Source organism: Paraburkholderia sp. JPY465, assembly GCF_050436725.1.
GTDB classification, from domain to species: Bacteria; Pseudomonadota; Gammaproteobacteria; order Burkholderiales; family Burkholderiaceae; genus Paraburkholderia; species Paraburkholderia youngii.
Genome location: NZ_JBNDMT010000002.1, coordinates 2,118,302 through 2,131,584, shown reverse-complemented (window position 1 = coordinate 2,131,584; position 13,283 = coordinate 2,118,302). Strand labels below are relative to the sequence as shown.

The window sequence follows — 13,283 nt, the reverse complement described above, 5'->3', positions numbered from 1 at the left end:
ATACCGCATTGACGATCCATACACGCGCCGGCGACAATCCCGCGATTCCTCGCGCGTTCGAATCTTCCGCCCCGGCGTCGTGCTCGTGATCGATGGCACTCGCGACCTCACGCAGCCACTGATGGACGAGATCATGGCGACATACGCGGAAAGCCTCGGCGTACGCGGTCTCGTGACCGACGGTGCGATTCGCGACACAGCGCGACCGGACGATCAACGGCCCATGAACCCCTTGCTACTAGCCACATGGCGCACCACCTGAACACTGCAACCCTTCTCGACCTCGCGCGCGCAGCGCAGCGGCGCCTGGAACAACAACGCGCCGCCGGGCCTTGCGAATGCACGCGCACTGCCCTCGACGGCTGGCAATCGCAACCGCTTTCACTCGACGAGAGCTTGTTGGAGGAGATCGGCACGCTGATGCCGGAAGACGATCCCGAGCCGACCTTCAGCGAATATCTGCCCGATAAAACGAGCTACTGGTCGGCCGATGCGCCGATCGCGCCGCGCTATTTCCCGTACAACCGCTGCGGCGTATGGCAATGCTCGACCTGCGGGCGACTGTATTTGCGCTACGTCGAAGGCGGCGGTTACTTTGTCGATCGCAGGATTCGCGCGGTGAACGCGGATCTGATCGAGGACGTGCCGCTGCCCGCATAACGCGGTTTGTCATCGCCACGGTTCATGCATCGTCCCTGTCCGCGCGCGCGACGCCCAACAGTTCCTTGACGCGCCGCGCGAGATTCGACAGCACGCTGTCGGCGCGCGCCGCAGCCTGCTGTCTGTGCGGCATACGCTGCAGATCGTGCCAGTCGGTATCGAGCGCTCTGGCGTGGCCGTCGGCGCTGAACGGCCATTCGACCACCACCGCGCGCAAACGCGCGGCACGCGAGCTTCTGTCGGCGCGATCGATATACGCATTGATCGCCGACGCCTCGTGCCGCGCCGATTCCTCCGAATCAACGGCAATGAAGTCGTTCAGCCCTTCGATGTGGACGCACCATAACTGTTCGCTCACGTCGCGTCTCCCGCTGCGTTTATTACCCTGCCCGATCAGACCGGCGGCATCCGTCCAACGTCAGGTTCGGCCCTGAGCCGTTCCCAGTTCAGATCCGCGAAGCACGGGCCTTGCGTCGCCTCGCTGAATTTGACGTCGTTGTGCTTGCCGTTCCATTCCATCAACTTGACCTTGTCGTTCGAGTCGACCGTGAGATCCCAACCGATGCAGCGCGCAAACGGAATCTTCCTGTGCAGGCGCAGCACGGTCGCCATGCATTTGTCGAAACACGGAATCTTCACGCCCGCAAAGTGCACGCCCGAGTCCGGATGCGACTCTACCGCGCCCCAGTCGCTCATATACCCCTGGTCGCACAGTTCGCCCGTCTCGAGGTTGACCGATACGCATATTTCGCGATCCGCCAGCACATGCGTATCTTCGGCTCGGCCGAGCCGCAAGTAGCAGGCTCGAACAGAAATGTGGCCGGCGTCGTCCACCACGGTCGTGAAGCGCAGCGTCGCCACCGGTTTCGAAGCAAACGCGGCGAACAGACTGTGCTGGTCGATGAAGGTCTGAATCACGCCATTGCCGAGCGACCTGATGACCGTTGGGTCGAAGCTGGCACGGTCGAAGAAGTAGACACCATTGCCCTGTCCGGAACCGTCGAGCTTGAATGCGACGCGCTCGGTATGCTCGAACACGACGTCCTTCAGGTCGCGCTCGGGTACCACGACGCTTTTGTCCGTAAAGAACAGCCCGTTGGCAAAGTACGCCAGGTCCGGCAATTCGTCGCCGTCGAAGATCAGCCGTGAAATCGGCTTGAGGCTCGAAATCTTGCCGTACCAGCCTTTCAGATGCGGCACGACGACGATGCCGTAGTAGTTGTCCGGAATCCAGCCTTCCTTGAATGTGCCGCAAAACGCGGTATAAACGCGCAGCCAGGGCGCGTAGACCGAGTCGCCGAACACGTCTCGCGCATAGGCGTCCGCGAGCCGCAGGTTGTTCGGGTCGGCCTTGCCATATCTGCTTTCAAGTCGCTCCAATATTCTTCTCGCCTGCAAGCCGTGATCGTGGTGAAAGCGGTAAAGCGAGACCCGCTTTGCTGATCGTCTCACTACGTTTTCAACTCCGGATAGCATCATGCTTAGTACGCGTTTGGATGATGAAGCCCCTTGAAAATCGTGGCCAGAATGATCTTCATGTCGAGCCAGAATGACCAGTTGCGCAGGTAGTACAGATCGTGCGCGACACGGCCTTCCATCTTTTCGAGGCGATCGGTCTCGCCGCGATAACCGTTGATCTGCGCCCAGCCGGTAATGCCGGGTTTGATCCGATAACGATGGATATAGCCCGACACGATGTTCTGATAGAGATCATCGTGTTCGAGCGCATGCGGACGCGGCCCCACCACCGACATATCGCCGCGCAGCACGTTGAAGAACTGCGGCAGTTCGTCGAGACTCGTGCGGCGCAAGAACGCGCCGACGCTGGTGATGCGTGGATCGCCGCGTGTCGCCTGTTCGAGAACGCCCGGCTTCTGCTCGTGCAAGCGCATCGTGCGGAACTTGTAGATCGTGAATACGCGGCCGTCGGCGCCTTTGCGGCGCTGCCTGAAGAACACCGGGCCGCGCGAACTCAGTTTGACGGCTATCGCGCAACCGAGCAGGATCGGCGAGATCGCGATCAATGCGACGAGCGCGAACAGACGGTCGAACAGGTCTTTCTGCACCAACGCCTGCGGCGGCAGCGGCGACGCGGCGAGATTGATCGTCGGCAAGCCGAGCAACTCGGTCATGCTGCCTTCGAATAGCGCCAGCGAGCGCACGTCGGGCATGAATCGCACATTGATCAGGTCGTTGCGAAACTCCGCCACCAGCTTGAGTATTGCGCGCTCCTCGGTGAGCGGCAGCGCCAGCCACACTTCGCCGATCTGTTGCTCGCGCACGTAGCGAGCGAACGCGACCTGTTCTTCGAACACCTGCACCGACGGGTGCGGCAGCACGCAACAGTCGGGGTGCAGGTTATACAACGCGTTCGCGCGAAAGCCGGCAGCGGGCGAGGTTTCGATCTTGCGGATGATCTCGTCGCAATGATCGCCGCACGCCGCCACCGCGACCTGCTGCAAGTTCATCCCCGCATGGCGCATGCGGCCGAGCAGCGCATGCGTGACCAGTCGGCCGGACATCATCGCGGCACCCGAAATGCCGGTCCAGTACACGAACCAGAGCCGCGACACGAAGTCGATCCGGTGCAGCGAGAACATCAGCGCCATCGCGCAAGCCTGCACGACGAGCCAGCCGAGCGCCACCTGACTCGCCAGCACTCTTTTCGAGCGGCCGCGCCAGGACTGGTACACGCCGAGCGCCGGAAAGACCGCGAGAGCAAACGCCGCGGCAAAAGCGACGAACGCGAAATAGAGGCTGCGTTGCGAGCCGCCGTCGAAGCGTACCTGGGAGGCCGCGAAGGCCCCAGCCACGATCATCGCGACGTCGAACGCTCTCGCCAGCAGACCAGTCAGCAATCGCATCACAGCCCCCTCATAGGACGTATCAGGTCGACTTCGTCGCATCAGCCACAACGTCCGTACTTGTCGTCGAAACGCACGATGTCGTCTTCGCCGAGATAAGTGCCGGACTGTACTTCGATGATCTGCAGCGGTACGCGGCCCGGATTTTCGAGCCGATGGCGAACACCGAGCGGGATATACGTCGATTCGTTTTCGCCGAGAAGAAACTGCTCTTCTCCACGCGTGACGAGCGCGGTGCCGCACACCACCACCCAATGCTCGGCGCGATGATGATGCATCTGCAACGACAGACGGCCGCCCGGCATCACGACGATGCGCTTCACCTGAAAGCGCTCGCCATGATCGATCGAGTCATAGAAGCCCCAGGGGCGACGGACTTTTCTGTGCGCATCCGCTTCCGGCGACTTCTCGGCCCTGATCCGCGACACGAGTCCCTTGATGTCCTGCACATGCGAGCGATCCGCGACGAGCACCGCGTCGTCGGTTTCGATCACGATCATGTTGTCGGTGCCGACGCAGGCGAGAAGCCTGCCTCCTTGCGAGCGTGCATAGGTCGCGGTGGCCCCTTCGAACAGCACGCGCCCGCTGGCCGCGTTACCGCACTCGTCCTTCTCCATCGCTTGCCACACGGCATCCCACGAGCCGAGATCGGACCACCCCGCTTCGAGTGGCACCACCACGCCGGAAAACGCCGACTCAGGTTTGCCTAGCTGTTCCATCACCGCATAGTCGATCGAGTCGGACGGCGAACCGAGAAACCCGTCGGCGTCCGGCATGATGCATTCTTCAGTCTTCTTCGCGTCGCGATACGCCTGAACGCAGGCCGTATGCATGTCCGGTTGAAACTGCTGGATGACCGAGAGCCACACCGACGCCCGCACGACGAAGATGCCGCTATTCCACCAGTAATTGCCCGACGCGACGTACTGGGCCGCGAGTTCCGCCGCGGGCTTCTCGACGAAGCGCTCGATGCGACGCGCGCCGTCGGGCAATGCATCTCCGAGCCGGATATAACCGAAGCCCGTATCCGGCCGCTCGGGCGGCACGCCTAGCGTGACGATCGCGCCGTCGCGCGCATGCGTCGCGGCGACGTCGAGCGAGTGATGCAGCGCTTCCAGATTCGCGATCGCATGGTCGGCTGGCATCGCGACGAGGATCGCGTCTTCGTCTTCCGTGCATGCCGTGAGCGCGGCAAGCGTCAGTGCCGGCGCCGTATCGCGACGCGCGGGCTCGACCACGATTCGCGCGTTCACGCCGATCTCGCGCGCCTGTTCGTAAGTGGCGAAATAATGCTCGGTGCCGCAGACGATCACCGGATCGGCCGCGACGTTCCATGCGGCATCGAAGCCCGCCATGCGCCCCATGGTCGCTTGCAGCAAAGTCTGCTTACCGATCACGTCGATCAGCTGCTTTGGAAACTGTTCGCGCGACACCGGCCACAACCGGGTGCCGGAACCACCGGCGAGAATCACCTGTACGAGCGTCGGAAACTCCGACCCGGCGGCATCCTGTCGTATCGTCTCGACATCCGCTGCGGCGGCTGCCGCGGTAACCTTACCCATCGCAAACTCCTTCGCATTGAAACCGGCTCGGGAACGCGTCTTCCGGGACGACACCGCCCAACGCGGTGTGCCGCGATCCACGCAAATACCGTCTGATGTGATTTATCGACAGGGCGTCCGCGTCAAACGGACCAGACCAGTAATTCAGTTCGCAGTGATAGACGCATGCGCCGACGTTGCATCCGGCGCGAGCTGGAAGTACGGAAACTGAATGGTCGAATCGCAGTGGTCTGCTCGACAACGACGACCGGAAAACGATTTGAAAACGAAAGAACGAATGTGGCAACGACGTACATCGGATCTGGTCGACGTCCTGCCCCGATGAATTCATCATAGTGAGAGCGCCTTGCGACACATGGCATCTGGCGCGAAGCGCGGAAGTTTTGGCGGCGCTCGCGGACAGGATTTCGCAAGCTTGCGAACGAGCTTGCACTTCTATTGCAGTGCGCACGATGGAAATAAGCAGCGACACGTGCTACCGTTTAATGAACGTCCCGTGGCATTCCTGTCAAAGATAAACAGCGGTGCGATCCCGCACGGCCACTGTGAGTCTTTCGCTGTTCCCAATCTCGCCATCCATCCAGCGCATGGGCACAACCCCAACCGGCGCGCCATCCGTTTTTCTGGAGCTGCAATGGCCTATATTTCGCTATTCGCACTTTTCATGACGGTCACGAACTTCGTGCCCATCAGTGCGATCGGCTTCGTCCCGCTGCTATTGCTGGCGTGGCGCTTTTACGGCCGCACTTATCCCGCGTTCATCACGCCGCTTACCGCTTTCACGGTGCTCGCGTTCATTTCGACGCTGCTCTACGATCCGCACTCGTTCCTCGAATTCGACTTCTATCGGCGCGACGGCAATTTCTTCATCTCCTATCTGCCCATTTTTGCCGGTTGCGTGTATGCGCACCGCTGGGATCTGAACAAGGTACTGCGTGCGCTGTTCATCTTCGCAGTCGTCGTCAATCTGCCGATGTACGCGTACTACATCGCCCAGAACGGGCTGTTCAGCATCTTTGTTCACCCAAACGACACCTTTGGCAGCTACTTCATTGCCCGTAACGCAGCCGGCGGCTTTCTGGCGATGCTGTTCTGTCTCGGCGTAGCGTGCTACCTGCAAAAACGCAGCAAGCTGGTGATCGGGCTGCTCGTCTGCACCGCGCTAATGCTCTTTTCGACCTATAGCCGTGGCTCGCTGCTCGGCGCGGCGGCCGTTCTGCCCTATCTGTACTTTGGCCGCAAGCGCTGGATTCTCGGTACGCTGATCGCGGTGCTGCTGATCGCCTCGGCCGTCATCGCGATCTACCATACGCAGCCGAACGTCGACTACATGGGCTATACGTTCGCGATTCACGCCAACGACGCCAAGGTCAACAACCTCAACATCCGCTACGAGTGGCTATGGCCACGAGCGCTCGCGTATTTCGTGCAAAGCCCGCTCGTCGGTCTCGGCTTCGGTTCCTTCGACGACCATATCGGCAGCCTTACTTCGTATTTCCATCTGTTCGCGGTACCGTCCGACATCGTGATCGAGCACAGCGACTCGCACGCTCACAACTCGTACCTGAATATCCTCGCCGAGCTCGGCATCGTGGGCTTGACGCTAATCCTCGCGTTCTTCTGGAAGCTGGTTGAATGGAGCAAGCAGGGGGCGGCGTATGCCGCGTTGGTCGAGGGGGGTCGCCACTTCGCGGCGTTCCGCTTCGTCGAGATTTCGTCGGTGTGCCTGCTGGTGATGTCGGCAACCGAGCATCGGCTGGTCACGCCGTCGAATGTGTTGATTCTTTCTCTGGTGATCTCGCTGCTGTTGGCCGCGCGTCCGCTGGCGGCCACTGCATTCAGGCCCGGCCCGCGCGGTGCGCGCAAGGCGGGCGTCGTGGGTGCGCGCGCTCCACAGCCCGTGCCCCGGCGCCCGGCTCAGGGCGCAACGTCGGCAAGATGACGTTCTTCGGCCGGCAGCGACTGACTCGGCGCATACGGAAGAAACTGTTCGACGCACGCATACGGGAGCCGCGCGTCGACGAAGCCCATCAACGCCTTCTTGAAGTTCTCAGACGAAAAACGCTCGGCATTCTTGCGGCACACACGTGGATCGAATAAGGCGGCGTTGCTCTCGAAACGGGTAACGGCTTCGAGCAAGGATGCGGTACTCTGCTCGCCGAAGAAGACCCCGGTCGGCCGATCGAGAGGAAGTCCCACCACCGATTCGAGCGCGCCGCCGCGGCCGAAGGCAATCACTGGCGTGCCGCATGCCTGCGCTTCGACCACGGAAATGCCGAAATCCTCTTCCGCCGCGAACACGAAGGCACGCGCGCGCCGCAAATGATCGACCAGCACGTCGGACGGCTGATGCCCGAGGATCTTGACGTTCTCGCCGGCCACCGCTTTGATCTTCTTCATATCGGGACCGTCGCCGATCACGACAAGCTTGCGCTCAGGCGTTTGCGAAAAAGCCTGAACGATCAGATCAATACGCTTATAAGGCACCATCCGCGACGCCGTCACGTAGAAATCCTCTTTCTCCGTACCAATGGACATATTCGCCAGATCGACAGGCGGATAGATCACGGTCGCTTCGCGCTGATAGGCCTTTCTGATTCGCCGCGCAATGAACTGGGAATTGGCGACCAGATGATCGACGCCGTTCGCAGAGCGCGAATCCCAGCCGCGAATGTAATGAAGCAGCACCCGCGCCAACGCGGAGCGCAGTCCCCTGTCGAGATGGGATTCGCGCAGGTACTGATGTTGCAGATCCCACGCGTAGCGGATCGGCGAATGTATGTAGCTGATATGCACCTGGTTCGGTCCCGTCAACACGCCTTTGGCAACCGCGTGCGAGCTCGAAATGACGAGATCGTAGCCGGACAGATCCACCTGCTCGATAGCAATCGGCATCAACGGCAGATAGGCGCGGTATCGTCTTCGCGCAAATGGCATCTTCTGGATGAAGGACGTGTTGACGGACTTCCCCTTCACGCAATCGCGGTCTTCGAGAAAATCGACAATCGAAAAGACGTCCGCATCCGGGAAGCACTCGATGATGTTCTTCAATACTTTCTCGGCGCCGCCGGACACTACCAGCCAATCGTGAACAATAGCGACTTTCACTTCGACCTCCTGTGACAATCCACCCAAACTCCCGCACACCCACGCGCTACTTCAATCGTCCTTCGCGCCGCCCGCCTGCGTACGAAGCCCACACATCACCCGCACTCGCGCGAGGGCCCGCTCGGCGCCAGGTAATAGCCCGACCAGTTCGAGACGAATCAGCACGCTGAGCAGCGTCACCGACTCCGCCGCTTCGGCGATCACCCGAGCAGAGGCCATGCCAATCGCGCCGAAACGCGGCGCGAGAACGAGCGCCGACGCGAGATTGACCAGCGCCGAGGCGACGCCGGCAATTGCGAGTACCCGGTCTTTCCTGCGCGGTACGAATACATAGAACGCGACGAACTCATTGAATGCCGCGAACGGGAACATCCATGCGAATACCTGCAATACGTGCACACTCGGCTCGAACGCTGCGCCGAGAATCAGCGGCAACACGAAAGGCGAAAGCGTCAACGCGCCGCACAGCACCAGCACGCCATAGCCGAGCAGCAATAGGGCGCCGCGCCGTGTCGTTACATGCGCGCCCACCTTGTCGCCCTGCGCGAGTTGCCGGGTTATCGTCGGAATAAAGACCTGCGCCGCGGGGGCCATCAGGCTCAGACCGATCGTCGCGAAACGCTCGGCCGCGCCGAAATAGCCGACCTCAGCGGGGGTGGAGAACAAGGTCAGCAAATACGTCGACGACGCCGTCAGCACGACGGAGCCAGACGAATAGCAAAACAGCATCGTCGACCTGCGTATGAGCGGCAGGACGCCGGAAAACGCCAGACGCGGCCAACCGAGCTGCCACGTCGTCAAACCGTAGGCAATGGCCAAGGACACGGCGCCCGCAATCAGCAGGCTCGCCACCACCCATACGGCGTCGTTCGGTCCTCTGACGAGCGCCAGCACCAGCACGAGACTCAGCGCAAAGCCGAACACTTCGATCATGATCGGCGTGCGAATCTGCTGCCGCCCCTGAAATAGCCAGCCGAGATTGCACGCCGACACAATGCCTAGCACGGTTGCGAGCATGCCGATCAGAGGCTGCTCCGCCAATAACGGTGAGCAGAACGTCGCAACGATGCCGATGCCCGCGCCAATCACGGCGAGTGCCAGCCGCGCGCTGACATGCAGCGAATAGATCGCATTGCATTCCTGGGTCGACTGCGCTTTCGCCACCTCGCGCATGCCGACGAAGGTGAAGCCGAAGCCGACGAACATCCATATCACGTTCATCAGCGACATCGACGCGAGTACCCGGCCGTATTCGGCCACGCCAAGCACCCTGCCATAGAACGGCACCACGATCATGAGGTACACGTACCTCATGAAATAGCCGGCGTACACAAATACGATTAAGTTGGTGCTCGTTCGTCTATCCATGCCGTCCTCCTTCGCCTAGCGTCCTGCGACGCGACGGCGCGCAAGCGGGTTCGCGATATAACGCACCGCGAAATCCGACAGCGGCGAATAGGGGACGAGACACAGACTCGACAGTACGAGCGTGCCGAGCTTCTTCTTCAGGCTCCAGAACGGATTTGCAATGATCGTGTGCAGATAGCTGCGCGAATCGCGGAGCATCCATTGCCAACGCCGGAAAAACGTCGCGCGATAAACGGAAGAGCAGAATGTCGCTTTCTCGTGCGAGAAGTCGAGAAATGTGGCCGGTAATTCTATGTCGAGCCGGTCTTTTGCAATATTGCGCAGAATGGCCCAACGCATGTTGAATGCGCGCGGCGCTTTCGTCAGTTGTTCCGAGTTTGCGAACGACACCGTTTCACTGCCCGCGTTATGCACCCGGTAGCCGCCTAGCGACTTCGACACGGTCGCGATCGGTCCCGCCAGCGCGACGCCATAGATCGCGTAAAAGTCCGCGCCATAGCGATTCACGCCCTCTTCGGGGACCGGGAAGATCTGCTTGAGCGCACTCACCCGGTAAGCGTTGCCAGACGCGGGCGGCGACGGATAGAGCCAACCGCCGCGCAGCAGACTGCCGCAGTCGGGGGGCGGCTCGCTATTCGGCACGTAGGCACCCGTCAATTTTCCATCGCTGTCCATCACGTCGAGGCGGAATTGCACCTTGACCCACTCGCCGTCCTCGAAAAAGCGCATGACCTCGCTGACTGCCGAGGGGTACAGCACGTCATCCGAATCGAGAAAGATCACGAACTCGGTGGTGAGCGACGCGATTGCATGGTTGTAGGCGGACACCTGTCCGCCATTTTTCTTCCACACCGACACGACGCGATCGCCATAGCTTTCGATGATCGCGCGTGACCCGTCGGTCGATCCATCGTCGACGATCATGACCGTGGTCGCCGGATAGTCCTGCGCGAGCGCCGAGTCGATCGCCGCCGCCAGATAGTGCTCGTAGTTGTAATTGCAAATCGCAATGGTGACCTGTTTCATGATGTGTCAACGCTATCCATCAGGTTCGGTTCGCCGGCTCCCGGCGGCCGTCGAGCTCGCGAAATCTCGCTATGCCACTGGCTGCGCCGCACTACGTACCACGAGATAAGCCAGATGTTTGGGCGGATTATTGCCAGCACCATTCACCTTGTCGGGTACCTTGAATCGCACGTTCATCAGATCGTTGTCCCAACTCAATGCAACATTGCCCGGTGCGCTCGCCTCGCCACTCACCGCGTCGATGAAATCGGCCTTTACCGCACGCGAGCGCAGCGCCTGCAGCCCGCCGATCGAAATGTTCTGCCAGCCCGCGCTGCTGCTCACTTGCATCACGAGGTCGTTGCCGGAAAGCAAAGCATTTGCAGCAACACCGGGACCGCATTGCAGCGGCTTCGAAAAACTCGCCAGATGCCCACCCACTGTTTGTCGCAACACGACCAAGCTTCGACCGGAAACGTTGTAGGTTCGTTCAGGCGGACCGGGGTGCGTGAGACGATAGGGTTCATAGCCCTCCCAGTGATAGATCATCGAGACGTACTTGTTCGGATCGTCCCAATTCCTGCCGAGCGCCCACACCGCGAAGTCGAAAAAATAGCGCGGCAAATAGTGCGGGTCTTTCATGTACTCGTTGCCGATCTCCGTTTGCCAGATGCCGCGCGCCGGACCGTTCTTCACGTACCTCTGGTACAGCGGTTCCATGTCGGCGACCGGCAAATAGTGCGTGTCGATGTAGTCGACCCAATCGAGCATGCGCTCTTTCAATGTCGGACTGCGATATTCGAGCCAGCGGTAGAAGTTGTCGAGCCCGCCCTGGTCGGGCCAGCCGCCATACACCACGTACGCGTGATGACTGCGAATGATGCGGGCCGCCGGAATATGAACCCGCTCGACGTAATCCTGCATCGCGCGCTCATACGGTCTCGAGCGTTTTTCGTCCTTGCTGAACCCCGGGCCGCGCCAGAACACCGACTGCTGCAAGCCGCCGGACAATTTTCCAGCCGCCTCGTTCCAGATCTGGAAATAGCGCAAGTTAAAAGGCGGCGCGGAATACTTGCGGACCACCGCGTCGACGTACTGCTTCCATGCATCCACGTCGACGGGTGCCGAATTGTTTTCGCCCGGCACGCTCGCATTCCATCTCGGCGTAAAGCCGAGCATCAGCAGCGAACCGATTCCATTGTGTTCATTTCGCAAGAGTCTGGACGGCAGGTCGACATCGTACGCCGAGCTGGTTTTGTCGATGCGCATCGGCTCGCCCCGCCGATCAGGTTGGCCCGGGCCGACCGTGTCGCGCCCCCAGCTAATGCCCATCGCTCGCCACACTTCGATGTCGGCAGCCGATCCGGCCCAGCCGTTCACGCCGATCAGATCGCTCATCATGCGGCCGCGCGCGCGCGCGGGCGCAGGGTCCTGTACCAACGCGAGAGCGGGGCTGATATCCGATAACGGCGCTGCCGCGCCCGCCGCCAACGCGGCGAGTGTGCGCAATGCACGTCTTCTGCCAGCACGGGTCTTCATGCGATCCATGTTCGTGGCCATCCATCGCTAGCTCGCTGACGCGCGCGGTGCCAGTTCAGGCAGCCGCTCGCCGGTCTTTACATCGAGGATTTCGAGCACCCGTTGCGCCGCGCGCTCCCAGCGAAACTCGCGTGCATGCAGCACCCCCGCGCTGCGGTATCGCTGGCGAAGATCGGCGTCGCTCATCATCTGCGCGATCTTTGCGGCGATGTCGTCCGCGCAAGCCGCGTCGCAGTACATCGCCGCATCCCCGCACGCTTCCGGTATCGACGTCCGCGTCGACGCGATCACCGGACAGCCGCAATACATCGCTTCCAGAGGCGGCAGGCCGAAGCCTTCGTACAACGACGGAAACACGAGGCATCCAGCGTTCTCGTAGAGCCCCTTCAGCTCCTCGTCGGACACGAATCCGGCCCACACCACTTGTCTGGAATGCAGCGGATTCTCGACGCCCGCACTGCTGAAGATGCGCGGATACTGTTTTCCCACGATGACGAATTTCACGTCGCGCAGATGCCCGAGCCGCGCGATTGCATCGAGCACGCCGCGCAGATTCTTGCGCGGGTCGAGACTGCCGACGATTACGCAATAAGCGTCCTTGTTCAATTCGAGCCGTTGCAGCACCGACGTGTCGGCTACGATCCGATCGAGATGATCCGCGCCGGGCGCCACCACTTTCACACGCGATTCGTCGATCTTCAGGTGATGGCAGATCCGCGTTTTCGAATACGTCGACACCGTCAGAACGATCGGATGCGTGCGCGGCAATAGCGTGAAAACGATTCGATACCAGAGCCGGAATTTCCGCGAAAAGCCTTGCGGCACGTCGAAAACGGCCATGTCGTGAACCATCACGACCTGACTGTGCTTGAACAGCGGATTCGTATTGCACAGACTCAGCAGCGTGATGCCGCGTGCCGCGATCGGCAGCGAGATCTGCTCCCACAACGTGCCGCGCAGCCACGGGATGCGCCGCTGCGGTTTGAGCAGGGCCCCGGGCTCCCGTGCATTTTTTGGCACGAATAATTCCGGCGCGTCACCGGGCGCGGCGCGCATCTGCATGGCCCTCGTCAGCTCATACGCCACGCGTTGAACCCCCGTGATGGATTGCGAAGTAAACTTTCCGTTGATTGCAAAGGCCATCTGCTTCTCCGTTGTACGCCATCGCGAACGCGCT

General features: G+C 61.0%; 11 protein-coding genes and 1 pseudogene. 3 read left to right on the top strand and 9 right to left on the bottom strand.

Translation table 11 applies throughout. The features are described 5' to 3' along the window. Positions 1-2: 2 nt before the first annotated feature. Together QFZ94_RS11945 and QFZ94_RS11940 are read left to right on the top strand one after the other, a co-directional pair. Positions 3-196 (top strand): annotated as a pseudogene (locus tag QFZ94_RS11945) (RraA family protein); the annotation flags it as partial. A gap of 50 nt (positions 197-246) precedes the next feature. Further along, a complete protein-coding gene (locus QFZ94_RS11940; protein ID WP_429457050.1) occupies positions 247-660 on the top strand; it encodes a hypothetical protein in 414 nt (137 codons plus the stop codon). Positions 661-682: 22 nt separating this feature from the next. Here the strand turns inward: QFZ94_RS11940 and QFZ94_RS11935 are convergent, their stop codons facing one another. Genes QFZ94_RS11935 through QFZ94_RS11920 form a run of 4 tightly spaced genes read right to left on the bottom strand, consistent with a single transcriptional unit; the run spans position 683 to position 5,086 of the window. After that, positions 683-1,018, bottom strand: a complete 336-nt coding sequence (locus tag QFZ94_RS11935; RefSeq protein ID WP_368586620.1) for a hypothetical protein — start codon at positions 1,016-1,018, stop codon at positions 683-685. A gap of 35 nt (positions 1,019-1,053) precedes the next feature. Beyond that, positions 1,054-2,139, bottom strand: a complete 1,086-nt coding sequence (locus QFZ94_RS11930) for a sugar-transfer associated ATP-grasp domain-containing protein (protein WP_368586619.1) — start codon at positions 2,137-2,139, stop codon at positions 1,054-1,056. 2 nt (positions 2,140-2,141) lie between these two features. Continuing rightward, complete coding sequence (locus QFZ94_RS11925; protein ID WP_429457047.1) at positions 2,142-3,524, bottom strand: undecaprenyl-phosphate glucose phosphotransferase; 1,383 nt, start codon at positions 3,522-3,524, stop codon at positions 2,142-2,144. A gap of 41 nt (positions 3,525-3,565) precedes the next feature. Then, on the bottom strand, positions 3,566-5,086 hold the full coding sequence (locus tag QFZ94_RS11920; protein WP_429457045.1) for a mannose-1-phosphate guanylyltransferase/mannose-6-phosphate isomerase: 1,521 nt from the start codon (positions 5,084-5,086) through the stop codon (positions 3,566-3,568). 634 nt (positions 5,087-5,720) lie between these two features. Here QFZ94_RS11920 and QFZ94_RS11915 point away from each other — a divergent pair. Continuing rightward, positions 5,721-7,028 (top strand): O-antigen ligase family protein, encoded by a 1,308-nt coding sequence (locus QFZ94_RS11915; protein WP_429457043.1) that lies wholly within the window; start codon positions 5,721-5,723, stop codon positions 7,026-7,028. Here the strand turns inward: QFZ94_RS11915 and QFZ94_RS11910 are convergent. From QFZ94_RS11910 to QFZ94_RS11890, 5 genes are all read right to left on the bottom strand, one after another. After that, positions 7,004-8,194, bottom strand: a complete 1,191-nt coding sequence (locus QFZ94_RS11910; RefSeq protein WP_368586615.1) for a glycosyltransferase family 4 protein — start codon at positions 8,192-8,194, stop codon at positions 7,004-7,006. The genes QFZ94_RS11915 and QFZ94_RS11910 overlap by 25 nt on opposite strands. A gap of 51 nt (positions 8,195-8,245) precedes the next feature. Next, entirely contained in the window at positions 8,246-9,562 is a 1,317-nt protein-coding gene (locus QFZ94_RS11905; RefSeq protein ID WP_410849848.1) for a lipopolysaccharide biosynthesis protein, read from the bottom strand. A gap of 15 nt (positions 9,563-9,577) precedes the next feature. Next, complete coding sequence (locus tag QFZ94_RS11900; RefSeq protein ID WP_368586613.1) at positions 9,578-10,588, bottom strand: glycosyltransferase family 2 protein; 1,011 nt, start codon at positions 10,586-10,588, stop codon at positions 9,578-9,580. 69 nt (positions 10,589-10,657) lie between these two features. Further along, the gene (locus QFZ94_RS11895) at positions 10,658-12,127 is read right to left on the bottom strand and encodes a hypothetical protein (RefSeq protein ID WP_429457040.1); all 1,470 of its coding nucleotides are present in this window, start codon (positions 12,125-12,127) and stop codon (positions 10,658-10,660) included. A 6-nt stretch (positions 12,128-12,133) separates the two neighbouring features. Then, on the bottom strand, positions 12,134-13,249 hold the full coding sequence (locus QFZ94_RS11890; RefSeq protein WP_429457038.1) for a glycosyltransferase family 4 protein: 1,116 nt from the start codon (positions 13,247-13,249) through the stop codon (positions 12,134-12,136). Positions 13,250-13,283 lie beyond the last annotated feature (34 nt).